25 protein-coding genes and 1 pseudogene are annotated in these 26,402 nt (G+C 44.6%); 10 read left to right on the top strand and 16 right to left on the bottom strand.

Translation table 11 applies throughout. The features are described from left to right. Positions 1-22: 22 nt before the first annotated feature. Entirely contained in the window at positions 23-973 is a 951-nt protein-coding gene (locus tag L976_RS11195) for a pyridoxal-phosphate dependent enzyme (RefSeq protein ID WP_037417666.1), read from the bottom strand. Positions 974-1,226: 253 nt separating this feature from the next. Here L976_RS11195 and L976_RS11190 point away from each other — a divergent pair, with 253 nt between their 5' ends. After that, the gene (locus L976_RS11190; protein ID WP_047536757.1) at positions 1,227-1,634 is read left to right on the top strand and encodes a YccF domain-containing protein; all 408 of its coding nucleotides are present in this window, start codon (positions 1,227-1,229) and stop codon (positions 1,632-1,634) included. Between the two features lie 127 nt (positions 1,635-1,761). On the opposite strand, the gene L976_RS11185 is transcribed toward L976_RS11190, so the two are convergent. The 4 genes from L976_RS11185 to L976_RS11170 form a co-directional block, all read right to left on the bottom strand. Beyond that, on the bottom strand, positions 1,762-2,079 hold the full coding sequence (locus L976_RS11185; RefSeq protein WP_069454786.1) for an alpha/beta fold hydrolase: 318 nt from the start codon (positions 2,077-2,079) through the stop codon (positions 1,762-1,764). A gap of 30 nt (positions 2,080-2,109) precedes the next feature. Beyond that, positions 2,110-2,862: a substrate-binding periplasmic protein gene (locus L976_RS11180; protein WP_047536756.1), complete on the bottom strand. Its 753-nt coding sequence runs from the start codon at positions 2,860-2,862 to the stop codon at positions 2,110-2,112. 315 nt (positions 2,863-3,177) lie between these two features. Further along, the gene (locus tag L976_RS11175) at positions 3,178-4,902 is read right to left on the bottom strand and encodes an AMP-binding protein (RefSeq protein WP_047536755.1); all 1,725 of its coding nucleotides are present in this window, start codon (positions 4,900-4,902) and stop codon (positions 3,178-3,180) included. A 126-nt stretch (positions 4,903-5,028) separates the two neighbouring features. Further along, positions 5,029-5,409 carry a DUF6508 domain-containing protein gene (locus tag L976_RS11170; RefSeq protein ID WP_047536754.1) on the bottom strand — a complete coding sequence of 127 codons (381 nt, stop codon included), beginning with the start codon at positions 5,407-5,409 and terminating at the stop codon, positions 5,029-5,031. A 302-nt stretch (positions 5,410-5,711) separates the two neighbouring features. Here L976_RS11170 and L976_RS11165 point away from each other — a divergent pair, with 302 nt between their 5' ends. From L976_RS11165 to L976_RS11155, 3 genes are all read left to right on the top strand, one after another. Next, positions 5,712-6,173, top strand: a complete 462-nt coding sequence (locus L976_RS11165; RefSeq protein ID WP_037417654.1) for an EVE domain-containing protein — start codon at positions 5,712-5,714, stop codon at positions 6,171-6,173. Positions 6,174-6,248: 75 nt separating this feature from the next. Continuing rightward, complete coding sequence (locus tag L976_RS11160; RefSeq protein WP_037425338.1) at positions 6,249-6,581, top strand: hypothetical protein; 333 nt, start codon at positions 6,249-6,251, stop codon at positions 6,579-6,581. A gap of 443 nt (positions 6,582-7,024) precedes the next feature. Then, positions 7,025-8,284, top strand: a complete 1,260-nt coding sequence (locus L976_RS11155) for a lipopolysaccharide biosynthesis protein (RefSeq protein WP_037417648.1) — start codon at positions 7,025-7,027, stop codon at positions 8,282-8,284. 121 nt (positions 8,285-8,405) lie between these two features. On the opposite strand, the gene L976_RS11150 is transcribed toward L976_RS11155, so the two are convergent. Further along, positions 8,406-9,200, bottom strand: coding sequence for a TIGR00266 family protein (locus L976_RS11150; RefSeq protein ID WP_037425344.1), 795 nt, complete (start codon positions 9,198-9,200; stop codon positions 8,406-8,408). A 148-nt stretch (positions 9,201-9,348) separates the two neighbouring features. After that, on the bottom strand, positions 9,349-10,263 hold the full coding sequence (locus L976_RS11145; protein ID WP_037417642.1) for a LysR family transcriptional regulator: 915 nt from the start codon (positions 10,261-10,263) through the stop codon (positions 9,349-9,351). Between the two features lie 216 nt (positions 10,264-10,479). Here L976_RS11145 and L976_RS11140 point away from each other — a divergent pair, with 216 nt between their 5' ends. Beyond that, positions 10,480-11,640 carry a homogentisate 1,2-dioxygenase gene (locus L976_RS11140; protein WP_037417639.1) on the top strand — a complete coding sequence of 387 codons (1,161 nt, stop codon included), beginning with the start codon at positions 10,480-10,482 and terminating at the stop codon, positions 11,638-11,640. A gap of 115 nt (positions 11,641-11,755) precedes the next feature. After that, the gene (gene hppD, locus L976_RS11135; protein WP_047536753.1) at positions 11,756-12,796 is read left to right on the top strand and encodes a 4-hydroxyphenylpyruvate dioxygenase; all 1,041 of its coding nucleotides are present in this window, start codon (positions 11,756-11,758) and stop codon (positions 12,794-12,796) included. A gap of 94 nt (positions 12,797-12,890) precedes the next feature. Here hppD and L976_RS11130 read toward each other — a convergent pair whose 3' ends face one another. The 5 genes from L976_RS11130 to L976_RS11110 all read right to left on the bottom strand — a co-directional run bounded on the left by L976_RS11130 (position 12,891) and on the right by L976_RS11110 (position 16,566). Next, complete coding sequence (locus tag L976_RS11130; protein WP_037417633.1) at positions 12,891-13,385, bottom strand: Atu1372/SO_1960 family protein; 495 nt, start codon at positions 13,383-13,385, stop codon at positions 12,891-12,893. Then, on the bottom strand, positions 13,382-14,293 hold the full coding sequence (locus tag L976_RS11125; protein ID WP_047536752.1) for a glycine betaine ABC transporter substrate-binding protein: 912 nt from the start codon (positions 14,291-14,293) through the stop codon (positions 13,382-13,384). Before L976_RS11125 ends, L976_RS11130 begins: the two co-directional genes overlap by 4 nt. An 88-nt stretch (positions 14,294-14,381) precedes the next feature. Continuing rightward, the gene (locus tag L976_RS11120; RefSeq protein WP_037417625.1) at positions 14,382-14,843 is read right to left on the bottom strand and encodes a VOC family protein; all 462 of its coding nucleotides are present in this window, start codon (positions 14,841-14,843) and stop codon (positions 14,382-14,384) included. 24 nt (positions 14,844-14,867) lie between these two features. Continuing rightward, positions 14,868-16,028 carry an L-dopachrome tautomerase-related protein gene (locus tag L976_RS11115; protein ID WP_050991290.1) on the bottom strand — a complete coding sequence of 387 codons (1,161 nt, stop codon included), beginning with the start codon at positions 16,026-16,028 and terminating at the stop codon, positions 14,868-14,870. Positions 16,029-16,038: 10 nt separating this feature from the next. Continuing rightward, positions 16,039-16,566, bottom strand: coding sequence for a YbhB/YbcL family Raf kinase inhibitor-like protein (locus tag L976_RS11110; RefSeq protein ID WP_226770084.1), 528 nt, complete (start codon positions 16,564-16,566; stop codon positions 16,039-16,041). A gap of 356 nt (positions 16,567-16,922) precedes the next feature. Between L976_RS11110 and L976_RS11105 the strand changes: the two genes are divergently transcribed. Continuing rightward, entirely contained in the window at positions 16,923-17,351 is a 429-nt protein-coding gene (locus tag L976_RS11105; RefSeq protein WP_047536750.1) for a hypothetical protein, read from the top strand. 366 nt (positions 17,352-17,717) lie between these two features. Then, on the top strand, positions 17,718-18,341 hold the full coding sequence (locus L976_RS11100) for a LysE family translocator (protein ID WP_047536748.1): 624 nt from the start codon (positions 17,718-17,720) through the stop codon (positions 18,339-18,341). Between the two features lie 108 nt (positions 18,342-18,449). Here the strand turns inward: L976_RS11100 and L976_RS11095 are convergent, their stop codons facing one another. Continuing rightward, entirely contained in the window at positions 18,450-19,730 is a 1,281-nt protein-coding gene (locus tag L976_RS11095) for a GNAT family N-acetyltransferase (RefSeq protein WP_047536746.1), read from the bottom strand. 109 nt (positions 19,731-19,839) lie between these two features. On the opposite strand from L976_RS11095, the gene ggt reads away from it, so the two are divergent. Then, the gene (gene ggt, locus L976_RS11090; RefSeq protein ID WP_047536744.1) at positions 19,840-21,579 is read left to right on the top strand and encodes a gamma-glutamyltransferase; all 1,740 of its coding nucleotides are present in this window, start codon (positions 19,840-19,842) and stop codon (positions 21,577-21,579) included. Between the two features lie 252 nt (positions 21,580-21,831). On the opposite strand, the gene L976_RS11085 is transcribed toward ggt, so the two are convergent. Next, positions 21,832-23,925 carry a TonB-dependent siderophore receptor gene (locus tag L976_RS11085; protein ID WP_047540403.1) on the bottom strand — a complete coding sequence of 698 codons (2,094 nt, stop codon included), beginning with the start codon at positions 23,923-23,925 and terminating at the stop codon, positions 21,832-21,834. A 353-nt stretch (positions 23,926-24,278) separates the two neighbouring features. On the opposite strand from L976_RS11085, the gene L976_RS11080 reads away from it, so the two are divergent. Continuing rightward, positions 24,279-24,494, top strand: coding sequence for a hypothetical protein (locus L976_RS11080; protein ID WP_156143182.1), 216 nt, complete (start codon positions 24,279-24,281; stop codon positions 24,492-24,494). 905 nt (positions 24,495-25,399) lie between these two features. Here L976_RS11080 and L976_RS11075 read toward each other — a convergent pair. Both L976_RS11075 and L976_RS22770 read right to left on the bottom strand, forming a co-directional pair. After that, complete coding sequence (locus tag L976_RS11075; protein WP_037431474.1) at positions 25,400-25,861, bottom strand: Imm26 family immunity protein; 462 nt, start codon at positions 25,859-25,861, stop codon at positions 25,400-25,402. Between the two features lie 409 nt (positions 25,862-26,270). Further along, positions 26,271-26,402: pseudogene (locus L976_RS22770) on the bottom strand (transposase); the annotation flags it as partial.

Below are 26,402 nucleotides of genomic sequence, written 5' to 3'. Positions count from 1 at the left end.
GTCACTAAGTAAATCATCTGCTCTATAGGGTCTTACGACTTTTACCAAATTTACGCTGATAACGTGGCAACATGGTTTCATTTCCAAGCAAACCACCTTGATGGATATACATCACAGGGCTTGCGCTCCACTGCGGTAAATATTTTTCTAACACTATAAAACCTAAGGGATCGTAGAGTAATTCAAATTGAATACCTGAGGCGCAAATTCGCTGCCACATGGCATAAAACTCAGGATAGAGTTTACCAAAGTGGTATTTCTTCCCCACATTCAAAATCTGTGGATGCTCAGCAGCGTTAGGATTTAACTCATAAAACTGCTGCGCTAAATACTCATCGCCACCGACAACCGCGCAGGTAAGCACTCGAATGTGACTTTGCTTACGCACAAAATATTGGTTTAAAAATAATGCCGTGGTTCCCGTTCCCGCAGGTAAAAACACTTTCAGTTCAGTCAGTCCCTGTTGCATTGCCCAAGTCTCAATTTCAACGGCTAACAGACTGACACCATACTCCGCATACTGACAGCGCCCGCCTTCCGGAATAAATAAAGCGTCAGGCTCAGCAGCCAAAACTTGATGCTCAATGTAGTCATGACAAGTCCACTTAGACTCACGCTGCAGAAAAGGATTAACTGCTATCAGGCTTGATAAATCAATAACCTGTGTGCCATTGGCGATAGCTGCGGCATAGTTCCCTGTCGGTAAAGTCAGTACGTGGCTAGCAATATGGTCCACATAAAAATCACACTGCCAGCCTTTGAGTTTGGCGAGCGCCGACAGCGAATACAGTGAATTAGCCTGCGCGGAGCCATGACCAATTACCTTAGTCACACCAGCAAAATCATGATCTAGAAAATAGGCAAACTTACGCGCCTTATTACCACTAAAAGCAGGATGTAATAAATCATCTCTTTTAAGAAAGATCTCTCTGCCTGCAAAAGAAAATGATTCGACGGGACTATTAGCTAGCATTTATTTACTCAAGGGGAGATAAGGTGTTTAGTGTAACGCGGGCTTGGTTAAATTCTTCCTAAGAATTAAGGAAATTCACGAAATATTAGCTTAACTCACAATCCGTAGAGGTATAAACTATAATATACCATTGATTATTAATGAAAAAACTTTTGGCATAATTCTCGCTTATGACATTTAAGCATCAATTAATAATTTCGAGTGTAGATGTTGTTTCTGTCGCACAGATTTTGGATTCGATAAGGAGTTTTCAATGTCATTACTACGGTTAATTTTCAATATTGCTTGGTTTGTCCTTGGTGGATTTGTGATGGGCCTAGCCTGGTGGCTTGCGGGGATTTTGTGTTTTATCAGTATTATCGGTATTCCCTTTGGTCGCGCCTGCTTTGTGATTGGTGAATTGACCTTCTGGCCCTTTGGACAAGAACAAATTAATCGCCGTCATTTAACTGGCCGTGAAGATTTAGGAACAGGCGCCTTTGGCATGATGGGCAATATCATTTGGTTCTTACTGTTTGGGATTTGGTTGGCTATTGGTCATTTGGCCCATGCTCTTGCCTGCTTTGTGACGATTATCGGTATCCCTTTCGGGATCCAACATCTTAAGCTGGCGCTGTTAAGCCTAACGCCGATTGGGCAAACCATAGTAGCGAAAGCGTAATAACCACAGTAGCGAAAGCGTAATAACCATGATCGCCAAGGCGTAAGGCATATCACTCAGCATCTGTGGGTAGTGCTGATGCATAGTTCGGCAGCGATTGCACTAATTCTGCTTCGTAATAATCCCTTTATTCATTGAGTAAATCAGCGCTATCAGCAAACTGCTCACCCGCATCCTGCTCCGGTGAGCAGATGATTTCAAAGAGATAATGCGCCAGTTTAGCTGGCGCATCTATGGTGATGTCATGACCACAATAGGCCAACACAACTAAGTCGACCTTAAAATATTGTACCAATGCCCTGCTGGTTTGGATCTTGACTAACCCATCGCGATCACCCGACAAGATACTCACTGGCACACACAAACATGCAGAGCAGTGATAACGAAATACCGCCCACAACTGATTACTCGCAGTGTTAGACAAAATGATGACAAAACTTGTCATCTCACATCTTTGGTTAGGTGCAAAATAGCATTACTGACTTAAGGCTTCTTGCTGAAATAACAAATCGCCCATAATGCTATCAATATCGAGCTTCGCTAAACCTTGATCAAAAATATCCCGCCAACGCCGCCCCTCTTCTGTATTACGAAACGCGACATAAAGTTGTTTATTGGCAATCAGTTGTCGATTGACCTGTAACTTATCTGCGAGCGGCTGAAGGTGGGGTTGTTTAAGTAGATAATTCAGCACATTAATATCAATCACAGCGCCGTCAATACGACCAGCCGCCACCTTTTTGATATTTTGCTCATCGGATGTTGCCGCTTCAACAGGTTGACTCCCTGAAGCAATCATTACATCCAGCGAGTCGGTATTCACATAATCCTGCACAATACCTAAAGTATAACGATTCAAATCGGCTAAATGATGCCAACTAATGGGACGGGATTTTTGCTCAACAATACCTAATGGGCCAATACCAATCGGTTTAGAAAAAATAAACTTATCGGTTTCAAAATAATATTCTGGAAAATAGCCAATATAGTCAGAGCCCGGCATAACGGCTAATTTAATCGCACGGCTCCAAGGGTAAAAATCCACGATAAGTTGTTGTTCCATTTGCTCAAACGCCGCCTTAGCCACCGCAACACTCGCGCCTTGGTGCTGGAGTTGATAGCCGGAATACGGCGGCCAAAGTAATGACGTTAGCTTCAGCGTGTCAGCAAATGTCGTATTTGCCACGGTTAATAGGCAACTAAACATCAGTGGGCACCAGCGGATCATAATGCCTCCATCAAAGACTCATCTATTAATCGCTAAAAAAACAAATAGCTCATCGGTTTAACTCTATTCAGTATAATCAGCCATACCTATAGGTACAGCGAATATTTGTTATCTGTTTAGCCTTGTAGAACCACGCTAAGACAGCAATGCTCGGAGTAGGCAGAACTATCGCCGCCAAAAACGACATCTTTACGACAAGGGGAAGACTGAAGGAAAACCTGATGGTCATGCGACAATGTTTTCCTTAAGCACAGATGGCCATATAAAAATAAACCCAAGCGTTCGGGCTTGGGTCGGTTTGAAAGTTTATGCCTTTTAGGCATTAATATCTTCGTACAGCTCTTGATACATCAGCTCGCGCATTTTAAATTTTTGGATTTTACCCGTAACGGTCATCGGGTATTGGTCCACAAATTTGATATAACGTGGCACTTTAAAATAGGCGAACTTTTCGGTAAGGAAATGACGAATATCCTCCTCAGTAATCGACGCCCCTGAGCGGACTTTAATCCACGCACAGACTTCCTCACCATATTTATCACTGTGGACGCCAAACACCGCGGCATCCTGCACATCTTTGTGGGTATAGAGTTTTTCTTCAATTTCTCGGGGATAGATATTCTCGCCCCCGCGAATAATCATATCCTTAATCCGCCCCACAATTTGCACGTAACCTTGCTCATCCATTTGGCCAATATCGCCCGAATGTAACCAACCTTCGCGGTCAATTGTGGCGGCGGTTTTTTCAGGATCATTCCAATAACATTGCATGATGCAATATCCTCGGCTACAGACTTCACCGGGCTGATTAATCGGCAGCACTTCGCCAAACTCATTGACAATTTTCACTTCAGTATGGGGTAACGCCCGACCAACGGTGAGAACACGCTTCTCCACTGGAGAATCGATTTCAGTAATGTGATTTAACGGACTGCACTCGGTTTGGCCATAGCCGATTAACACCTCCTGCATGTACATCAACTGCTGTACACGACGCATAACCTCTTCAGGACAAGTCGCCCCCGCCATCACGCCCGTACGCAACGAACTGAGATCAAAACGTTTAAATTCAGGATGTTCTAACTCGGCAATAAACATGGTGGGAACACCGTGCAGTGCGGTGCAGCGCTCACGCTCAATCACTTCTAAGGTCGTGAGAGGATCGAAAGAATCCCCCGGGAATATAGCTGCTGCGCCCTTAGCCAAGCAAACGAGATTACCTAGCACCATACCAAAACAATGGTACAAAGGTACGGGGATACAGAGCTTATCATCACAGGTAAACCTCATTGCCTCGGCCACTAAATAACCGTTATTCAAGATGTTATGGTGCGATAAGGTCGCCCCCTTTGGGCTACCCGTTGTGCCAGAGGTAAATTGGATATTAATCGCATCATAGGGGGTGAGTTCATTGGCAATACGCGCAAGCATTGCTTTATCATCTTCGCTCACCTCGACTAATAAGTCATCGAAGTTCAACATGCCGGGAGACTTTTCAGCTCCCATGCGGATCACAAATTGCAACTCTGGTAATGCCTTAGCCTGCAATTGACCCGCAGCGCACTGCTTAAGTTCAGGCGCAAGCTCGTAGAGCATCTGCAAGTAGTTGCTGGACTTGAATTTATCAGCGCAGATCACCGCGCGACAACCCACATTAGTCAAGGCATATTGTAATTCTTCAGGGCGGTAAGCGGGGTTAATACACACCATGATGGCGCCAATTTTGGCAGTAGCAAATTGGGTTAAACACCACTCAATATTATTGGGTGACCAAATACCGACGCGGTCCCCTGGACCTATGCCTAATTTGAGTAAACCTGTTGCAAGCGCGTCGATTTGTGCAAGATATTGACGGTAATTCCAGCGAATATTTTGATGGTTAACGACAACGGCTAACTGTTCGGGATAGGTGTTAGCAATATAGTTAAGGTATTGTCCTATGGTTTTTTCAACAAGTTTTGGGGCGTTAGCTCCCCGAAACTCACTATATTTAAGTGGACTAGTGGGTTGATTTGTTGCTTGAGTCTTTGAAGCAGACATTAAGGCCTCCGTGCTTTTTATTATGGTTAGCGTGGTCAAAACTAACCAATCCACGGAACATGTCACAAGTAAAAAAATCCAGTATTAGACTAAAGAGTAAGGTCACTCCCTTTCCCTAAAACCCGATTAACGGCTCATAAATGCATCCTGGTTATTGGATGTTGGTCCCTCTAGACACTGCAGACGCTCCATAATCGCCAGTAGCACTCCTTGGCGGCGCATATTCTCTAACACCCCTGGGCTAAAAACCTCTAAACGTGTCATTGCGGTCAATAATAGGCGGCATTGGGCCACACTGGCATCACGGATATAAGCGGGCTTATCCACCAAGTAACTGTTATTATACCAATAATCCCAAGTAAAATTAGCAAGTAACCAGCCCTGAGCGGTTAAATCGCTAATAAATTCCAACATGCGATCACGGTGTAAACTCGCATCACCTGCGGTGAAATCCTTAAGATATTTAGTGTATAAACCACAGTCTGTCGTCATTGTTGAAGCTTCCATAGCACACCTCACTGATTTCAACATTACTCTTGTTTATAAGTCAGGGATTGAAAAATTCGCTTGGGCTTAACCTAAACTCGTCAACTTTGCTTGTATTGAGTTGTGATATTGCATTGCTGCAATTGCAGCATCAGTCATACCAGACTCGATAGTGATGACAGGGTAAGCGGTGTTAACTGAACACTGACTTAACGGTTCAAAATACGCAGCCATCAATACAGTTAACTGGGAGGTCAGTAAAAACTAAGATAAACTCAAGGAATTAACGCGATAAGACTGTTATTTCAGTAAAAGGACACAAAATGAATTACTGGCTTATGAAATCGGAACCCGACGAATTTAGTATCGAAGATCTTAAAGCAAGGCCTAATCAAACCGAAGCTTGGTTTGGGATCCGTAACTACCAAGCACGTAACTTTATGCGCGATGCCATGCAAATAGGCGATCAGGTCTTCTTCTATCATTCAAGCTGCAAAGTACCTGGTATTGTCGGCATTGCTGAAGTGGTAACGAACGCCTACCCGGATAGTACGGCCTTTGATCCAGAATCAAAGTATTTTGATCCTAAGTCAGATCCTAGCAACCCAAGATGGCTAAGGGTCGATATTCGCTTTGTGGAACAATTCAAAGAAATCATTCCTCTCAGCTTAATTAAAAGCTTGCCGCAGTTAGCTGATATGTACCTAGTATCGAAAGGCTCACGGCTAAGTATTCAACCCGTTACCGCCGAGCAATGGCAAGCCGTACTGATGCTCAGATGTTAATGACATATATTCAGCTAAAGTTTATTTAAGCTAAGCTAGATTGGCCCTAACAATGCAATACCCAAGGAAGTGAGTATGAATAAATTAACTGCAACACTAATGGGTGGGGTCGTGCTCAGTCTGCTAGCCCCGTCGGTCACTTTGGCGAAACCTGAACATGACAAGAGAGATACTGGCTTACCTCCTGGCCTACAGAAGAAAGTAGATAAGGGTCAGCCTCTCCCTCCAGGTTGGCAGAAAAAACTGCACCGTGGTGATATCTTAGATTACGATATTTATGACCGCGGACGTATTGTTGTGCCCTTAGATAGAGAGGGAAGGATCAGTATCCAAGTCGAGGGTGCAATTATTAAATTGGATGAAAAGAGTCGCAAGATCCTCGATATCGTCAATATCATTACTGATTAGTGCAGATCATTCGTTGGCAAGCTCAACTATTTTTGAGAGTGCCAACATTTTAGCCAATGCTTTTATCTCACCTTAAGTTGATTCCGATAACTACATCGTTATCGGCACATTAATAACAAGTGTTACATCTTAGCAACATGCTGATATTTATCATATCTTTACGCTCTGCTGTTTGGTCGAAAATCGGTAGGATGTTAGACTCTGCAACTATGAAGCTGCGCATAAATATAAGATGAAACGGCTGCCGTGGCGTGCAATAACTGAAGCCGTATCGATGCTAAGCATCTTAAAACCTTCGCGTACAACACAGCTTCAACTCAATAAAACAAGCATCAAAAAAGCCATTGTGTCACCAATCTAATGGGATGATGCGCTTGAAGCATAAGCCGAATTGCATGCATTCCATCCACATAATGATCGCAAACTAACGCTGGATTTTGAATATGGAACAAACTTCACTTCAACGGGTTAAGCAAGCGATTGTTACAGGTTTTTGGGCATCGCTGGCCAGTATTGTCGTGGGTTTTCTATTTAAACTTTGGTTAGCACAATGGGTAGTCAAAGCTGATCTTGCACTCTATCACACTGTTATCGATATCATTTCGTTATCACTGATCTTGATGACAGGGTTTCGCTCTTCTATGGTAGTAACCTACTCTCAAACCAAGCAAGATGTGGATATCACTAATATATTCCGCTACAGCTTAATCGCAATGGTGCTACTCGCGTGGGGCGTTGTGTTGCCTTATATCAAACACAAACTCCAGCTTAATGTAGAATATTTTCAATTGGTTGGGATTATTTTGAGTATGGGGCTCAAGGTCTATTTTACCAATCAAATTGCCATGTACCGGCTATATGCCATTTCCAATCGAGTCACTTGGTTAGAGCCACTCGCGCAAGTGACCAGCTTTTTATTCTGTTTTTATGGGTTACAACAAACTGCCATTGCATCACTCTTTTACAGTATGACACTGTCATCACTCATCGTTGCCTTCTATATGTACTTCAAACGGCGCAAGGATATCGCCACACCGCCCTTAACTGCGGTGCATTTTGATACGGATTTACGCAATTTTATGAAGAAAAGTCTGACCGCCTCAATGGAAGCGGGTGCCAGTATCTTGATGATTTACATTACAGTACTACTGACTATTGCTTATTTCAGCATAGACGAATTGGGTGATTTCCAAGTGGTAGTGCGGCCGATGATCACATACCTCACCCTACTTTTTGTCTTCCCCATTTACCGTTTTGTACTACCCGAAGTCGCAGTGTGCGTGCGAGAAAAACGCTTTGAGGAGGTTCAGCAAATCAAATCATGGCTGACAAAGGTTTCGTTGTGGGTCAGCGGAATATTTTTCGTGATGATGTTATTCGCAAGTAAGCCATTGGTGGCTTGGTTGTTTCCTGAGCAATACCTTAAAGCCGCTCCAGTGTTAATGCATTTCTCCATGTTCTTTATCTTTATGATGCTTAATGGCTATCAGTTAGCCAATCTCAAAGCCCATGGCTATTTTACCCAAAGCCTACTCATACGACTTAGTGGTATCGTCGTACTGATTGGCACTTTCTACGCTTATCGATTGTATACAGAAAATGTTGTGGCGGTGATTTTGGCCTTAGGCACAGGTTATTTAATGATGTATTTGATATCGAGACAGGTTGAAAAGCGCATTCAGCAAGGTCTTAAACACAAATAAAACCCGCTTAATCAAACCAAAAACGACAATAAAAAGGCATCCCATAAGCTAGTTTGGGATGCCAGACCAATAGAAAGCGCGATTACTCGAGTGTGCAGTTTATGTCGATTTGACCGATAACTTAACGGCCATCAATCATACGACCAAGACCGCCGAGGACTGAACCTTCACCGCGGTCGCTACCGCCAGCAGAAGGGGCGTGAGCAATAATACGATCGGCCATACGCGAGAACGGCAGACTCTGCAACCATACCGTGCCATGGCCCTTTAAGGTCGCTAAAAATAACCCCTCGCCACCAAAAAACATCGATTTTAATGAGCCTGCGCGCTCAATATCATAGTCAATGCCTGGGGTAAAACCGACGAGACAACCGGTATCGACCCTTAAGGTTTCACCTTTCAGTTCCTTTTTAATCAGCGTGCCACCCGCATGGATAAACGCCATGCCATCGCCTTGTAAGCTCTGCAGAATAAAACCTTCACCACCAAAAAAGCCTGTACCTAAACGGCGGTTAAACTTCATGCTAACGCGAGTTCCGAGGGCCGCAGCGAGAAAACTGTCTTTCTGGCAAATCAGCTCGCCACCATATTGGGCGAGATCGATAGCTAAAATAGTACCGGGATAAGGCGCAGCAAAGGCGACTTTGCGTTTTTGATGCCCGAGGTTAGTAAAGTGCGTCATAAAGATGCTCTCACCAGTCAACGCCCGCTTACCCGCTCCCATTAATTTGCCAAAAAAGCCTGAATCCGGCTCTGAACCATCGCCCATTTTGGCCTCGAAGCTAATATCCTGCTCCAGATAATTCATTGCCCCCGCTTCGGCAATCACAGTTTCGTTGGGGTCAAGTTCTACCTCAACCAACTGCATACTGTGGCCGATGATTTCATAATCCACTTCATGACAACGTCTAGACATACGATTCCCCTTTATTCTGTCGGTCCTTATTGACTGGGCGTACTACATCCACATCGCCCACTTCTGTGAGTCACTTTATGACATAAAATGTCAAAAGGCGATTACTTTTATTGTTCTCGTTGTTTCAAATCATTTCGTAATATGAGGTTTATCCTAATCCAACGCCGTTAAACTGCTCTGCTTTTGCAAATTCCTCTAAAATCAACTCAGTAAATAGCTTACCCGCACGCCCTAGGGGCCGCTCAAGAGTCGACACTAATTGGGGGATAAAGGTATAACGACTGCCACCGACAAAGTCGACCTCCACCAACTCACCGCTCAAAAGTTCCTCTTGCACTAAAAAGTCTGGCAGCCAACCAAAGCCGAGTCCTTTTAATAACGCATTCTTTTTCATAATAAAACCAGAAAGATAAAACACTTTATCGCCGCCGAATTGCAGCTCATCTCGATAAGTTTTATTGGGAGAGGAATCTTCGATAGTCAATTCAACGTGCTGCTGTAACTCGGATAAACTGATTTTGTTTAATTGTGCCAACGGATGTGACGCGCTAGTCACCAGTACGCTAGTAATCGCTGGCAGCGGCTGTGGATGATAATAGGGGCCGGTGCGATAATCTTTAACCAACATCAGATCCGCATTATCACGTTCGAATCTATGCTGTACACCGCCCAAAAACTCCATATTAAGCTGAATTTTTGTCGGGATTTGATGCTCAGCCATTCGTTTGAGCGCCGTCATAATCGGCTCCATCGGCAAGGCGCCATCGATCACTAACTCAAGCTTAGGCTCCCAACCTTCACTAAAACGACTGGCTAGATGTTCAATATTGGCAAGGTGTTGCAGCAGTCTTTGACCTTCAGCCAAGATCACCCGTCCCTCGCTTGTTAATTCGGCGCGGTATTGGTCACGGCTAAAAAGCTGCACCCCTAAATGTTCCTCTAGCTTTTTAACCTGATAGCTCACCGCCGATTGCGCCTTATGCAAACGCTCGGCAGCCTTAGCAAAACTGCCCTCTTCCACCAGCACTTGCAGCACATTAAAAGCATCAATATCGATGCGCATGGGGACTCCTTAGCCGAATAAAAATGTCACGCAATCGCTACGAAGCGTAAAGTAGTTAATACCATCTATTTTTTAGATTGAGATGACAGATTTATTATTCTTTTTTTTGTTCATCTAAGCAACTAAATTGATAAGAAGATCACAGTAATGCAACTTGCAACATAACAATAAGCACTGTAGGCACAGCTCACAGCGCATAAAACTCAAGGATCCACCATGCCATTTTATGTGAAACAAGGCCAAGTACCCCATAAGCGCCATATCGCATTTGAGAAGGAAAACGGCGAGCTATACCGTGAGGAGCTGTTTTCAACCCATGGTTTTTCCAATATTTACTCGAATAAATATCACCACAATATGCCGACGAAGGCATTGGAAGTCGCGCCCTACCACCTCGGTCACGGTGCCCAATGGGAAGATTCTTTAGTTCAAAACTATAAATTGGACTCTCGCACGGCCGATCGCGAAGGCAACTTTTTTAGCGCCCGCAATAAAATCTTCTATAACAATGATGTGGCACTTTACACCGCGAAAGTCACCCAAGACACCGCTGAGTTTTACCGCAATGCCTACGCCGATGAAGTGGTGTTTGTGCACGAAGGTGAAGGCACGCTCTACAGTGAATACGGCACCCTAGAGATTAAAAAATGGGACTACTTAGTGATCCCACGCGGCACTACGCATCAGCTCAAATTTAACGATTACAGCAATGTACGTTTATTCGTGATTGAAGCCTTTTCAATGGTGGAAGTGCCTAAGCATTTTCGTAATGAATACGGTCAGTTACTCGAGTCTGCCCCCTATTGTGAACGCGATCTGCGTACACCCGTATTACAAGCTGCTGTGGTTGAGCGTGGCGCCTTCCCGCTAGTCTGTAAATTTGGTGATAAGTACCAACTGACCACCTTAGAGTGGCATCCCTTTGACCTTGTAGGTTGGGACGGTTGTGTTTACCCCTGGGCATTTAACATCACCGAATACGCGCCTAAAGTCGGCAAAATTCACTTACCGCCTTCAGATCACTTAGTGTTTACCGCCCACAACTTTGTGGTGTGTAACTTTGTGCCGCGCCCCTATGACTTCCATGAGCGCGCCATTCCCGCGCCTTACTACCACAACAACATCGATAGTGACGAAGTACTGTACTACGTCGATGGCGACTTTATGAGCCGCACCGGGATTGAAGCTGGCTACATTACCCTACACCAAAAAGGCGTAGCGCACGGCCCGCAGCCCGGCCGCACCGAAGCCTCGATTGGCAAAAAAGAAACCTATGAATATGCAGTGATGGTGGACACCTTCGCCCCACTGAAACTAACCGAACATGTGCAAAATTGCATGAGTAAAGACTACAACCGCTCCTGGCTAGAAAACTAAATCTGCGCAGCAGAACTAGTGAAGGGTTTATTAACTAAGCAACTAGCCGTAAGTCACCACCGCAAACAAGGCAAAAAGAGTGACTGCGTGTTGAATTAATCAAGAGGAACAGATCATGGCAAGCGAACTTAATCCATTGGGCCTACTCGGTATCGAATTTACCGAATTCGCCAGCCCCGACAGCGATTTTATGCACAAAGTGTTTATCGACTTTGGTTTTTCACTGCTGAAAAAAGCCAAGAATAAAGACATTTTGTACTACAAACAAAATGATATTAACTTCCTGCTCAATAAGGAGCGCGAAGGGTTTTCGGCAGAATTTGCCCAATCCCACGGTCCTGCAATTTGCTCTATGGGCTGGCGTGTAGAAGATGCAAGCTTTGCTCACCGCGTAGCGGTGGAGCGCGGCGCCAAAGCCGTAGCCGATTCGGCCAAGGATCTGCCCTATCCTGCAATTTATGGTATTGGCGATAGCTTAATTTATTTTATCGACACCTTCGGTGCCGACAACAATATCTATGCCACTGACTTTGAAGACTTAAGTGAACAAGTTATCACCCAAGAGAAAGGCTTTATTGAAGTCGACCACTTAACCAATAACGTCTATAAAGGCACCATGGAACATTGGGCCAACTTCTACAAAAACATCTTTGGTTTTACCGAAGTACGTTACTTCGACATCAGCGGCGTACAAACCGCACTGGTGTCTTACGCCCTGCGCTCACCCGATGGCAGCTTCTGCATTCCGATTAACGAAGGTAAAGGCAACGATAAGAACCAAATCGATGAATACCTGAAGGAATACAATGGTCCTGGCGTACAACACTTAGCCTTTAGAAGCCGTGATATCGTAAAATCCTTGGATGCGATGGAAGGCAGCTCAATCCAATGCTTGGATATTATTCCCGAATATTACGACACCATTTTCGATAAAGTCCCGCAAGTGACCGAAAACCGTGAACGTATCAAGCATCACCAAATTCTGGTGGACGGTGACGAATCAGGCTATTTATTGCAGATCTTCACTAAGAACCTGTTTGGCCCAATCTTTATCGAAATCATTCAACGTAAGAACAACTTAGGTTTTGGTGAAGGTAACTTTACTGCCCTGTTCCAATCGATTGAGCGCGATCAAATGCGCCGCGGCGTACTGTAACAACAGTGAGCGAGATAGATTGAATGGTGCCGCTCGCTTTACTGCGAGCGGCATTTTTATCGCTAAGCTTTTTAACCGCAAACATGGGTTAGGTTTATGCCGTCTGCTGCGCGAGTTGAGAATCCTCATGTAACTCGGCAAATAAATAGACCAAACATAAACTGTTTAACGGCATGACGGGGTTAGTCCAAATCATTCGGCTGTGACGCCCAGCGTCGCCGAAAATCTCGAGCAATAAATCCGAAGCGCCATCGAGTGCTTTGGGATGTTCAAAGCAAGATTGATGAACATTTAGCACCCCTTCTAAGCGGTAAATTTGTTTTATTCGCGACAGCTCACCACAAGCCTGTTTCAATTGCGCGATGGCATTTAGGGTAGCAAGACGACAGGCCGCGTAACCTTCAGCAACAGTATGATCTGCGCCCAATTGTCCTTGATACTTAAGCTTTCCCTGTAAATAGGGAAACTGACCCGAAGTCATTAATTGGCTACCAACAATTGAATAAGGTTCGTAATTTCCAAGCGCCGCTGCAACTTCAGGTAATTCAAGCCCAGCAGCCACTAACCGTGATTCCGGAGTGTTCATCATAATGTCACCTCCTGAGATGTGACATTCGAAGGATTAAGCAGCGGAGCTAACCACGTCGTCAAATGCGAAGGATTGGCTTCTAGCCAGTTCACAGCAGCCTCATCTTCCGTCATTCCTTGTCGATTAACCGCATAATCGAGTTCTGCAACAATTTGATTCGATAACACTATGCTATCAAGCACTTGAATTTGTGCAGGCGAGAAATTAATCGCTAACTCGCGTTCACGGGCGAGCAAAACCGCTTTATCTTTTCCCCCGAGTAACCCTTTTGAGTCCTGAAGATCACGAATACCATATTGATGGTGTAAAAATTGCGGATGCCACAATGGCACAATGACCCAGTCCCGTACTGACACTGCCGATTCAAATGCCGCCACACAATCGGCCTGAGTACCCGTTCTAAACTGATAACCTGCCGCAGCTAATCCATATTGCGCCATGATATTTTTAGAAAAACGGGTGATACCTGCACCTTCACCAATACCTTGAATAATCGGCCGCATCCGTTGTTTTACCTCAGGTTTAAGCAAGTCTTCGATGCGTGAAACCGCATCTTCAGGCACATAATCTGGTACACCCCAAAGTGCGTAAGGCTCATAATGTAGCCCTAATTCACGCGTTGCAGCTTGAGTCTCAACCTCCTGCCGATACACCCCATGACTGTGAGGTAACCAAGCCGAGCAAAGCAAATCTATCTGCCCAAGCTTGAGCCGATTAAAATTGGCCTCATGCAGGGCATAACTTAGCTCAACTTGTTTGCCCATCCGTCGCATTACCTGGGCAACAACTGCCGCCGTTACCCGATGAAAGCTTAAATCCGTTACACCTAAACGAATTGGCATTGTGTGATAATGGGCATGTTGGTCATTACATAATTGTTTTTGTTGAAGATCATCGATTAAGTTCATTGCTATCGCTCCAAGGGAAAACAAGCTAGATGAGGCAACACGCCCACGGTTATCAATTGTGCTATCGTGCGAGATCGACTTGCGACATTTAGGCTGATCCCTCAGGCAAAATTGCCAGTCTTTCCATCGCGACACCCACGATGGCGTTATCTCTTGCATAGGGAAAAATCATTTCCACCGTAATGCCATTGGGATCTTCAATAAATAATTGATGCTCTCCAATCTCTGGGACAATTCGCTCCCTAAATGGGCATTGTTGTCGGCATAGATGCTGCTGCATTTGGGCCAAATTCGTCCCCCGAAAAGAAAGGTGATCAACCCGACCCGAACCAAACAGTGCACTGCTCTCGCCCAAATAAGCATCTAACGCTCGACTCCCAACTTCCACTAAATGCAAAATAGGTTTCTCTTGCGCATAAAGCCAATGACCAGGAAAACCAAACCGTGGCCGCCAACCTTGCGTTAACCCAAGGATGACTTGATAAAACTGAACCGTTTCAGCCAATATCGGGGTACGGATCGTAAAGTGGTCTAATCCAACAATATTCATGTGATTTACTCCTGGTTTTAACAGTTAGTTACCCGGAACGCCGGCAGCTAATGGCTTAAAGCGGAAGATATAATAAGGTGGACGATTTTCTGCTTTGCCATTGTTTAATGCAGCGGACAGCGGCAGTTGGGCAGCGCCAGTATACAGGTAGCCCTCTTTGCCAAAGCTCACACCATCAGGCCACACCATGCGCTCGTCATGCACATAGGTTTGATATTGGCGACCCGTGGCAGGGATAATGCCGATAGCGCGCTCACCCACATCGGTTAGATAAAGATTATCTACTGAATCAATGCTTAACCCGCCGTTATTTGGCTTATCCGCGTATTCTTCAACCTTGGCGGACAGCGCCTTCGGGCTGAGATCCGGGTTAAGTAGATCTGCCATCGCGACACGATAGACTTTGTCCTTATTCATCGGCGCAAAATAAAGCCAATGTTGGGCATTGTCTAAGGCAATACCATCGGCGCCAACAAACACGTCAATACGCTTTGGATTGGCACTGGTACTATCAATAATCAGCGGTCGCTTCAGATCAGGCATCACGCTAGTATCCCCCTGTAATACACGCCGACTCTTACCCGTGGTTAAATCCACGACAACTAAGGCAGCCTTATCACCAACAGGACCCGTTGCAATACCTTCATCAGCAATCACAATCGCTTGATGACGGTTTGAAATAACAAAGTCATTGTGCTGCGATTCAGGAATAGACACAGGGAATGGCAACGGAATAATCCGGTCTAATTGATTTTTACGGGTATCCCATGCCACCAACTTAGGCTCAATTCTGGGTTCAGCTTGGCCAGAATCGAGCAACCATACTCGGTCCCGATCGTCGGTTCGCAAACCTAAAACCCAATTTAAACAAGTATTAGGATCTTTCGGTTTTCCTTGAGGATCATGACATTGTTGCCAATCTGAATTAGGAAATGGGTTTACTTTGCCATCTGCCAACAATTCACCCACCTTGACTTTAGGTTGATAAAAAGGGTGATAACTAAAGATAAGCCTATCGGTTGAGGTAAAACTAATGCCGCCAACAGCACCATCAAGCGTGGCATAAACCTCAGGTTGCGCCTGTGGTATTGCAGCTTGCTGAGCCATCAGGTTAGGTGAGATAAATGCTTGGCCTGTTAACATGACGAGCGAAGCGATGAGGGGGTGATAAGAATTAAATTTCATAAGCTTGCTCCTATTTTGAACCCGCTAATACAGTCAAGTTTGCTTCAGCTAGGCGATGTTGCCATAGATAAAAACCCACTAAGGCGGGACTAGCATTGGCGTCAATCGGTAACTTCGCAACATCCAAGGCATGCACTGTCCATACATATCGGTGTTCACGTCCCTTAGGTGGGCAAGGGCCAAAAAATCCTGGTTTACCTAAATCCGTATTGGCCTCAATCGCCTCAGCGGGTAATGTTCCTCCATTTACCCCACCTTCCAATTGATTGATTTGTGATGGAATGTTGTAAACTACTCGATGCCAGAAACCACTACCAGTGGGGGCATCTTTATCATAAAAAGTGACCGCAAAACTTTGAGTACCTTTTGGGGCGTGTTCCCAGGTTAACTTTGGAGCCAGATTGGCACCCGAACAACCAAATTGATTCCAATAATAATCGGCCGGAATAGAGGCATTAGGTGTTAAATTACTCTGCAAGCTAAACGTTGTAGCGCTATCTAATGAAGTCGTTTTAATGGGTTTATCTTGCGCACTCATGCTTGCCGGACTTAATAACATAGCACTGGTTATAAGAGACAATTGAAACAAATAAGCAGTAGAAAATCCTTGTATCATCGTATTCACTCACTATAGAAATAGAATTGTGAACAAGCATAACCTGAGTTCTTAGTTTGATAAGTCACGCTTCATTGATATTAGTTTCAAAAATTATTAGATAATCTCTTAAGGTATTTTTTAATTGAATAAGTTATGCTGCATTTTAATCACTAAATCACATCAACATAATTTACCGTATCTCGCTGCCATAAAACTGCAATGACACTTAATATGACCTTTATGCTTAGGCTGCTTTCTATTCAGCTGCTTTCTATTCAAAAATTGAGGAAAAATCCATGTATCAGCCTTGGTTTCCACTTAAGACTCCGCTAAAGCCCTATCCATTAGTACATTGCCAACTAGATAATCTTTCATTAACACTTAGTTGGCAGCAAGACTCTGTGACCATGAAAATCCATTTCGATACCATTGCGGGATTACAGGTAGTTGATGAATCAAGCTATCAGACTTATTTGAGTCATGTTGGTAATCGTAATATTACCTTTCCGTTAGATGAAGACCTAAACATCAGCACAAAAAACAGTGAATATTTTAGGTTGCCATGGCCGATATGGAAGTCGGTAAAAAATACCCGGCTTGATTGTTATGGTGAACTAGGCAAACACATTTACACTCAGTTATACAGTTATTATATTGTTAGCCAAGAATGCGTATATTTAATTGATACCGAATGCGAACCTGAAGTTACACAATTGCTCATTTAAACATAATTGATTATTTAAAAAGCACTGTTTTAAAAGTCTTATATCAATATCAGCCTAATTGGGTTCACGGTTAATCACATGTAAAAACGCGAGCATAGCCTGCTCATCTTTAAACGATACGATTACAAGAGACTTGTTTACAGGAAATCCTATTTAAACAAGCCATAACTGTTCTTTTTGTAAATTGGACTACTAGCTCTTGGCAATCATCCTGATGGTTCACTCCCCCACATTAGAAACAGAGAGTTAGCGGTAAGTAACCCCATTCAGCCATAGAAAAAGAAACATCATCCTGTCTACGTTGGCTAACTTAAGCATTTTCATTACACTAGCGTTCTAGTTAATTTCATATAGACCGCTTAGACCATGCCAGACTTTGCCTTACTCGCTGTTTTTATTCCGACGTTCTTTTTTGTTTCTATCACACCGGGTATGTGTATGACACTCGCCATGACACTCGGGATGAGCATTGGTGTTCGCCGCACCCTGTGGATGATGCTCGGCGAGCTTGTGGGAGTTGCCTTGGTCGCTACAGCGGCAGTCATGGGCGTAGCTAGCATCATGCTTAATTATCCTGAGGTTTTTCAGGTGTTTAAATGGGTTGGCGGCATTTACTTAGGCTATATCGGTGTGCAGATGTGGCGTGCTCGAGGCAAGATGGCGATGCTCAGCGATGATGACACTAATCCAAGAGCCAGTAACTTTACCTTAATTTCACAGGGCTTTATTACCGCCATTGCCAACCCTAAGGGTTGGGCGTTTATGGTGTCACTCCTACCGCCCTTTATTAATGCAGAACGGGAAGTCGCGCCGCAGCTCCTTGCTCTACTGAGTATTATTATGGTGACAGAGTTTACTTCTATGTTGGCCTACGCTAGTGGTGGCAAAAGTTTGCGGATCTTTTTAAGTCGCGGCGATAACATTCGTTGGCTAAATCGTATCGCCGGCAGCCTAATGATTGGTGTTGGGATCTGGTTAGCGATGAGCTAATCAAACATGCCGTCTTGAGTCATATGTGCTTAGCACATCACTTTTTGTATAGCATCATTCGCATCGCGCCAACGGATTTGTTGACACGACGCTTTAGGTTTATGGTGGCTATTGGCCCTTCTTATAGGGCAATACCTCACGCATCTGCTGTATATACACTTCCATTTGCGCAGCTTCCTCCTCGGTAAAATGCGCAATCGCCCGCTTAAATTCAGGATGGGCAATATTGTGGTAGGAATAGAGCACCACAGGCTCGAACCCACGCAGTACTTTATGTTCGCCCTGCGCGCCTGCATCAAATAGATCAATGCCATGGGCGATGCAATATTCGATGCCCTGATAATAACAGGCCTCAAAGTGCAATCCCTCAAGCTCGACAATACTGCCCCAGTAACGGCCAAACAGGCACGTCTGCCCTTGCTCGTTGCGGCCCGTAAAATACAGCGCGCCCGCAACCATCTGCCCTTTGGCATCACTCACCACCAACAGCACAATCTGCTCGGCCAAACGCTCGGCGATCATGTTAAAAAATGTCGGGGTTAAGTAGCCGCGATGGCCGGATCGTTTAAGGTAGGTTAGTTGATAACATTCAATAAAATGCTGCCATTGCTGACTGTTAATCTCCGCTCCCGCAACAAACTCATATTGCAAACCATAGGGCTGTAATTGAGCGCGCTCCTTAAGGATATTTTTGCGCTTACGGGAGGTGAGCGCCGCTAAAAAGGCTGCAAAATCTGCATAGCCACGGTTATGCCAATGAAACTGAGTGCTTAGACGCCGAAGGGCGGTGTGATTCGATGCCTCAGTAAATAGTGCTTGCTGCGAAGACGAGACAAATAAACTATGCCAAGAGGACATAGGCGTATCCGCATTCGCATTCGCATTCGCTAATTGCCCATTTAAACAAGACAATACGACGAGACCTAGCAGCTTGATTTCCGCGGTTGAAAGCGTAGGCGACAGCCCCATCCGCCGCCCCTGCACTGGGGTAAACGGGATGGCATTTAATAATTTAGGATAATATTCAAGGCCATGACGCTCATAGGCCTGCGCCCACGCCCAATCAAACACATATTCGCCATAGGAGTGGGATTTTTGATAAAGCGGCATCAATGCCAGCAGGGGTAAATCCATAAAATCTGCGGCATCTTTTGGACTCATTATTACGGTATCAGGCGCTAATTCTTGCGCTAATTCACTGCCAGTGGCGTCGAATACACACAGATGATGTGGACGCCACCCCGTGGCGGCGCAGGCCGACAAACTCTCCTCTAAGCTCAGTAAATAGGCATGTCGGACAAAGGGATTATCCCTCCCCATCAAGCTATCCCAATTATCGGCGTCAATACTCTGCGCCGCGCTGGCAAAAGCGAAAATGAGTTGTCTCATGAGTTGAATTCTTATCCGTTAAACACACTAAGCCAAGATCCAAGGTTGCAATTAAGCCTAATTCTCGGCACATTGCATAGTCATAATGAAAATAAATTCAGGATTGAATATGCGCCGCGCAGTACCTTTTAGACCTCTAATTCTCGCCATCGCCATGGCACTGCCTTTATTGTCTTCGCCCACTCTCCATGCTGAAGAGCCTTCGATTTTCAGCCAAATGGCCACGGCACAACCCGTATGGGCAAAACATGGCATGGTCGCCAGCCAAGAAACCTTGGCCAGTCGCACAGGGGTTGAAATCTTGAAACAAGGCGGTAATGCCGTCGATGCTGCGGTGGCGGTGGCATTCAGTTTAGCGGTTACCTTACCCCGTGCAGGCAATATTGGCGGCGGTGGCTTTATGCTCGTTCATCTGGCCAAAGAAAATAAAACTATCGCTATCGATTATCGGGAAATGGCGCCATCAAAGGCAAAAAAAGACATTTTCCTCGATGAGAATGGCGATGCGGTGACTAAATTAAGCCGTGAACATGGCCTTGCTGTCGGTGTACCTGGCACCGTAATGGGCATGAGTTTAGCCCTTGAAAAATATGGCACTATGACCATGGCACAGGTCACAGCGCCCGCCATCAAAATGGCACAGGAAGGGATTAGCGTTAGCCCAGATTTGGCGGTTTCCCTTGCAGGCTTAAAGCGCCGCATGAGTCAATGGCCAAGCACAGCAGCCATCTTCTATAAGGCCGACGGTAGCGACTTCCAAGTGGATGATATTTTAAAGCAGCCAGAACTCGCCCACTCCCTGCAACTCATCGCCGAGAAAGGCACCAAGGGGTTCTACGAAGGTGAAACCGCAGAAAAGCTGGTTAAGGCCGTGCAAGAAGCTGGCGGTATCATGACCTTAGAAGATCTAAAACACTACAAGGCGGTTGAGCGCGAACCAGTGCGTGGCCAATACCGAGGATATGAGGTGGTTTCGATGCCACCGCCATCTTCAGGTGGTGTGCATATTATTGAAATGCTTAATGTGTTGCAGCAATTCCCTATCGATAAATTCGGTCACAATACGGCGCAAACTATCCATGTGATGGCTGAAACCATGAAGCATGCCTACGCCGATCGCAGCGAATACTTAGGCGATCCCGATTTTTATAAAGTGCCCGTCAAGCAACTAACGGATAAGGACTACGCCCAAAAAATTGCCAGCCAAATTGCCCTGAACAAAACAACGCCAAGCGAAGAAATCAAACCCGGTAACCTAGCGCCCTATGAGAGTGACCAAACCACGCACTTCTCGGTGGTCGATAAATGGGGTAATGCGGTGTCCAACACTTACACCTTAAACTTCAGCTACGGCTCGGGTTTAGTCGCCAAAGGTACGGGCATTTTACTCAATAACGAAATGGATGATTTCTCCGCAAAACCCGGCACGCCTAACGGTTATGGCCTAGTGGGTGGCGATGCCAACGCGGTGGAAGGTAATAAACGTCCGTTAAGTTCAATGAGCCCCACCATAGTGATGAAAGACGGCAAACCCTTCTTAGTCACGGGTAGCCCTGGCGGTTCACGCATCATTACCACCACGCTGCAAATCATTATGAATGTGATTGATCACGGCTTAAACATTGCCGAAGCCAGCAATGCTGCGCGGGTACATCACCAATGGCTCCCCGATGAACTGCGGGTCGAGACCAGCCTGAACCGCGATACCATTTCATTACTCGAAGCCAAAGGCCATAAGGTGAAAGTGCAATCAGCCATGGGTAGCACTCAATCCATAATGGTGACAGACCAAGGGATATTTGGCGCTACCGATCCCCGTCATTCAGGTAGCGAAGCCGTCGGTTACTAATAGCTGATTGATACAAGTGATATGTAAAAAGGCAAGGAAGCCATGGATTGGAGCGATAAGGCTAAGCGCCCGGTTTGATTAAGAACATTTAAACTAAGTCGCGGATATCGATTATCTCTGCAAGGATCGGGCAAACCAACAAAGCAAAGTGGTTATTTTCAGCGAATGTTGAACCTTACGACCACCTAGTTATGTGAATGCCGTGTTGTAATAGACACGGCATTCACAGCTCTAACTTACAGGAATGATTATTTAAAAGTTATAGCTTAGGTTTAACTCAATATTCCGTGGTTCACCGAAGAAACCTTGGTTGTAAAAATCAATGCTGGAGTAATATTTTTTATCAAATAAGTTATTGATATTTAGTTGAACTTTAGCATCGTCTGTCAGTTGATAGCTTGTCATCATATTGACTAGATAATAGCTATCTTGCTCGGAACGCTCGCCATTGGGACCTGCGTCATCTTTGTAGATTTTACTCTGCCAGCTTAAGTTACCACCGACTGTCAGATCCGCGAGTGCACCATCAAAGTGATAAAGCGAGGATAAACGAATCAGATCCTTCGGTAAATGAGTGCTAAAGGCTGCCCCGTCTTGATCTTCCGATGTACTATGGGTATAGCTGAAAAACAGATCCCAATCTTCTACTGGTCTACCGTTTAACTCAACTTCATAACCTTGGTTAGTGGTTCCGTCCACTCCACGCATTGGATAGCTACCATCTGGTAGAGGCGTGGGATAATTTGGGTCACGTTCTGCCACATTTTCCTTTTGCACTTTAAATACGGCAATACTAGCGGTCAGTTTCTCATCAAAGAAATCCCCTTTCGCACCCAGTTCTATATTATTTCCGGTCATGGGATCTAAGCGCTTATTGTTCGCGTCTTTTGCATCCTGTGGCTGGAAAATTTCGGTATAACTGGTGTAAATCGAGATGCTATCGTTCAGGTTGTATATAAGGCCCGCGTAGGGCGTAAAGACATCGCTATTGTTGTAGTCAGCCGCCGCGTTTGATTCAAACTTATATTGGCTAATGCGGCCACCCAGTAACAACATCCATTGATCATGTAAATTAATTTGGGTCGCGAGATAGGCCCCTTTTTGAATTTCCTCACCTTCTTGATAGATTGGCGTCGACGGATAATTAGGTTCGGCAACTGAGCCATCCCATTCGAAGAAGTTACCAATACTTATGCTATTCAATGGGTAATAGGAATCTGCGGTTGTGTCTTGCTTAGAATACAATAAACCCGCAGTCAATTTATGCTCGCGGCCAAAGAGCTCAAATGGCCCTGAAGCAAATAGTCGCGCAGCATCTTGTTTACGGGTCGATTGATAGATCATCGCCGATGCCCCCATTCCTAACCCTGTCGTTTTATCCGGCGCGCCATAAAGATAAAGCAAGTGTCCGTCCATCTCATCTTCACGATGTTCGACGTCAAATTTAAGGTCCCAATTATTATCAAAATCATGTTGAAGCGTGGCAAAGACATTCGCGCCATTACGTTGCCAACTCGACCAAGAGGCTGCGGTTGTGGTCGATCGAGGTAGATCATTGGCCAAACTGCCATCAGCATAAAATAGAGGAAGACCACCCCAAGTTGAGCCTTTTGGATCACGGTCACTGTAATCAGCACCTAGGGTAAATAAGGTACTGTCACTGAGTTTTGCCGTGATCACGCCATAAACTTGGAGGTTTTCATCTTTGGCAAGATCAATATAACTATCTGACTTCTCATAGGCAGCGGCAAAACGAGCCTGCACAGCACCACTATCCGTCACATCAACAGAGGCATCGCCTTCAACGCGGTAGCTATCCCATGAACCGACTTTTGCGCTGACATAGCCGCCAGGTGTCGCTTTAGGACGTTTGCGGATAAGGTTAATTGCCGCCGATGGTTCGCCCGCTCCTGTTAAGAGTCCCGTTGCTCCACGGACCACTTCGACGCGGTCAAATAATATAGTGTCAGTTGAGGCGTCATTAAAGAAACTCGAATAGTTAACGGGCACACCATCAAACTGGAAATTAGTAATCGGATTACCGCGAGAGCTAAAGAAATAGCGGTTGGTTTCAGCTTTTTGAGCATAAATGCCAGGGGTTAAAAACATTAAGTCCGCAACACTATTAAGTGAGAAACTTTGAATAAACTCTTGATCGATAATGGTAACGGATTGTGGCGTTTCCCGCAGAGTTAAAGGTAACCCGGTTGCCGTTGCGGCCTTATCTAAACGACTTCCCTTGATACTAATGACCTCAATATTAGTCGCGGACTTGTCTTCACTTGCGTAGGTGCTTGGTGCGAATAAAAAACTCGCAATGAGTGTAGCTAACAGCGTTTTTTGCATCATGATTCCCCATCATTGTTGTTTGAGAGATGCATTTTAATTGAAAATAATTATCAATACACAAAGATGATAACAATTCTCATTACATTTACACTCAAAATTTGTAAAAATGTTGGGGGCATCACATGCTCAAGGCGGGCCTCAATGTTGGTTTATGTTGCATGGCTAGCTAGATCGCCATCTAGATCTTATTCGATACCCTCTGTTTTCGGGCCTTTAGGATTCACTCAGCAATAGATGAAACTCACCTATTGCTTACCGCCATGCGTTCAATCCTTATGAATAAGATTGACTTAGCATTAACTCACTCTATATTATCCAGCTCTAACATATGAATTAAAAAGGAATTTATTGTGTCAATGTTCTTGCTGATTTTGCTGTTGCTCTTCGCTAGCATGATGTTTTTCGGCATATTGAGTTATTCACTCGGTCGCAAAAAAACGACAAATCCTAAGCTCACAGGGATGCTAGGCGCGATACTGGGATTATTCCCGTTATTGGGCGTTATTTTCTTGATTGTCTTAGTGCTAAAAGCTGATATCACAACCCCGAGCATCCCCCTGGAATAGTCACAAGCTCTAGTTAATACAGTTAACTGTTCAGGATTTATTCCAACAGTTAATTTAGAGCGAAAATATTATCGCAATGAGTTGTTTCGCCAGAAGAACTCTTCAAGAGACAGTTGAATTTGTGTTGGTTTCAACTGTCATTTCGGATGTTAATCTTAAAGAAGAAACTGATTCCCTTTGGGATAAAAGCGCGTTAGATTTTTTACTCTAATTAATTGGTTTTGGATTAATATTTGTAAGGCGATTATTGAACGTTAGTATTAAACCCGATAAACAAGTCATCCATTTTCGTTGCATGAACTTAAGCGAATGATCTCCAAAAACTCATTTGGTCAACACTCACAGCAGACTGAGCAGCTCAAAATGGTAGAAGTGATCACTCTTAGACAGCAGAAGCGATCAATTGTGCCAGTACCAATTAATGGTGGCGCTGCACCAAGTTGCGCACATTGCTGTTAAAGACTGCCCACTTCTACCTGTCACGACTGCCCTGAGCGCTGGCAAAATTGCCTAGTTTCAGGCAAGAAAGAGCCCTCTATAGATTGGGGCGAATATACAACTCTATTTTGAATGTCCACTCTATCTCCCCGGCCAGTAAATACCTTGCCGAACAGAAGGCAGAGCATGAGAAGGCGCAGGAAATCAGCAAACAGACTGAGCATGGGCTGGCTACCTGACTCCAGAGAAAACAAAACCCACACTCGTGGGCTTTGTTGTCTATTACTCTATACTAGGCTATTCATCAATATATACTTAAAAGCAATCAAAATAACTATTTGAAAAGAAGATAAAACCGTATATAAACCAAATCGTTTTAGCTTAAGTTTTTTCCAGCAAATAAATACAGCGGAAATGCAGCCAAGGTGCCAAAAACATAAAACACGATATCTTCTAAGACTCCATTTCTATCCTAGCAACTTAGTCATTACCAACTCGACTGCACCATAACCATAAAGATCTGATTCTTCGAGGCCTTTTGTGTCATATGGGATTGATTCCTCCTTATCTAGCTTGCTTGGATCAGCATCAGAATAGATAACGCGCCAAGCTCGCCCAGTAAGCTCATCCTGTCTTATAAAAGTTGGCACCGGCCAATCTTTATGCGACCATGAAGGCATATCTCCCAGAATCAGCCACTCGCCATTAATCAACCCTAAGTCACCAATTCGAAGACATTTAATCGCATCAGTTGACCGCATTATCGAAATTTCTGTAAACGAAGGAATCGTTTCAAATTTCTTACCAAAGAAATAAGCAAGGATAATTTTTCCTTTTTTTGCCATGCGCGCAACAACGCCTACTGCAAACCCATTATTTCGAAGAGGAACCGCAAACAAAGATCCCTCACGATATGGTATAGACTTCATTATTTACCTCCCAAGTAAAGGCGAGCAGCATCCATGTACTCATCTATCTTTGGATTGCTTGGGCTGATCGGCCTGATTTTATTAACGATAAATCAAACGATAAATCAAGCCACCCATTTTAAATCAACAAACGATAAATCAAACGATAAATCAAGCCACCCATTTTAAATCAACAAACGATAAATCAAGCCACCCATTTTAAATCAACAACATAATGCACTTTCAGTTTGCCTACAACTTGTAAAAGTTAACATTGTTAAAAAAGAACCATCAAAAGTTATAGGGACAGCATCTGAGGCAATAAATTGCGCTAATCCCTTAAAAAATCGGGCATTTCAGACGAGATAAATCATCCCAGTTCTTAGGGGATACTCAGCAAGGGTTACTTTCGAAGTTATATAAGTCGTTGTCAGTTGCAGCGCAAGTGCTGGCAGCTTGCCGCAAAATGCCGTCGTCGCTTTTCTAAGTGTTCGCAGTAATCGGTCAGTTCTTGCAATGTGCCCACTGGCCCGTGAAATAGTTTGCCAAACTCGGTGGTCAG

The sequence above is a fragment of the Shewanella sp. ZOR0012 genome (assembly GCF_000798835.1).
Lineage (GTDB): Bacteria > Pseudomonadota > Gammaproteobacteria > Enterobacterales > Shewanellaceae > Shewanella > Shewanella xiamenensis.
Note: the sequence above shows the minus strand (reverse complement) of the source record. Positions and strands in the feature narration are given on the sequence as shown.

What these genes read in the sequence shown, in the direction of transcription:
- L976_RS11125 (WP_047536752.1), bottom strand. Translation starts at nt 14,293, where the DNA reads ATGAACTTAATCGATGATCTTCAACAAAAACAATTATGTAATGACCAA.
- L976_RS11155 (WP_037417648.1), top strand. Translation starts at nt 7,025, where the DNA reads ATGGAACAAACTTCACTTCAACGGGTTAAGCAAGCGATTGTTACAGGT.
- L976_RS11120 (WP_037417625.1), bottom strand. Translation starts at nt 14,843, where the DNA reads ATGAATATTGTTGGATTAGACCACTTTACGATCCGTACCCCGATATTG.
- L976_RS11185 (WP_069454786.1), bottom strand. Translation starts at nt 2,079, where the DNA reads ATGACAAGTTTTGTCATCATTTTGTCTAACACTGCGAGTAATCAGTTG.
- ggt (WP_047536744.1), top strand. Translation starts at nt 19,840, where the DNA reads ATGCGCCGCGCAGTACCTTTTAGACCTCTAATTCTCGCCATCGCCATG.
- hppD (WP_047536753.1), top strand. Translation starts at nt 11,756, where the DNA reads ATGGCAAGCGAACTTAATCCATTGGGCCTACTCGGTATCGAATTTACC.
- L976_RS11170 (WP_047536754.1), bottom strand. Translation starts at nt 5,409, where the DNA reads ATGGAAGCTTCAACAATGACGACAGACTGTGGTTTATACACTAAATAT.
- L976_RS11115 (WP_050991290.1), bottom strand. Translation starts at nt 16,028, where the DNA reads ATGAAATTTAATTCTTATCACCCCCTCATCGCTTCGCTCGTCATGTTA.
- L976_RS11150 (WP_037425344.1), bottom strand. Translation starts at nt 9,200, where the DNA reads ATGTCTAGACGTTGTCATGAAGTGGATTATGAAATCATCGGCCACAGT.
- L976_RS11095 (WP_047536746.1), bottom strand. Translation starts at nt 19,730, where the DNA reads ATGAGACAACTCATTTTCGCTTTTGCCAGCGCGGCGCAGAGTATTGAC.
- L976_RS11085 (WP_047540403.1), bottom strand. Translation starts at nt 23,925, where the DNA reads ATGCAAAAAACGCTGTTAGCTACACTCATTGCGAGTTTTTTATTCGCA.
- L976_RS11075 (WP_037431474.1), bottom strand. Translation starts at nt 25,861, where the DNA reads ATGAAGTCTATACCATATCGTGAGGGATCTTTGTTTGCGGTTCCTCTT.
- L976_RS11195 (WP_037417666.1), bottom strand. Translation starts at nt 973, where the DNA reads ATGCTAGCTAATAGTCCCGTCGAATCATTTTCTTTTGCAGGCAGAGAG.
- L976_RS11165 (WP_037417654.1), top strand. Translation starts at nt 5,712, where the DNA reads ATGAATTACTGGCTTATGAAATCGGAACCCGACGAATTTAGTATCGAA.
- L976_RS11190 (WP_047536757.1), top strand. Translation starts at nt 1,227, where the DNA reads ATGTCATTACTACGGTTAATTTTCAATATTGCTTGGTTTGTCCTTGGT.
- L976_RS11175 (WP_047536755.1), bottom strand. Translation starts at nt 4,902, where the DNA reads ATGTCTGCTTCAAAGACTCAAGCAACAAATCAACCCACTAGTCCACTT.
- L976_RS11130 (WP_037417633.1), bottom strand. Translation starts at nt 13,385, where the DNA reads ATGATGAACACTCCGGAATCACGGTTAGTGGCTGCTGGGCTTGAATTA.
- L976_RS11160 (WP_037425338.1), top strand. Translation starts at nt 6,249, where the DNA reads ATGAATAAATTAACTGCAACACTAATGGGTGGGGTCGTGCTCAGTCTG.
- L976_RS11140 (WP_037417639.1), top strand. Translation starts at nt 10,480, where the DNA reads ATGCCATTTTATGTGAAACAAGGCCAAGTACCCCATAAGCGCCATATC.
- L976_RS11100 (WP_047536748.1), top strand. Translation starts at nt 17,718, where the DNA reads ATGCCAGACTTTGCCTTACTCGCTGTTTTTATTCCGACGTTCTTTTTT.
- L976_RS11110 (WP_226770084.1), bottom strand. Translation starts at nt 16,566, where the DNA reads ATGAGTGCGCAAGATAAACCCATTAAAACGACTTCATTAGATAGCGCT.
- L976_RS11105 (WP_047536750.1), top strand. Translation starts at nt 16,923, where the DNA reads ATGTATCAGCCTTGGTTTCCACTTAAGACTCCGCTAAAGCCCTATCCA.
- L976_RS11145 (WP_037417642.1), bottom strand. Translation starts at nt 10,263, where the DNA reads ATGCGCATCGATATTGATGCTTTTAATGTGCTGCAAGTGCTGGTGGAA.
- L976_RS11180 (WP_047536756.1), bottom strand. Translation starts at nt 2,862, where the DNA reads ATGATCCGCTGGTGCCCACTGATGTTTAGTTGCCTATTAACCGTGGCA.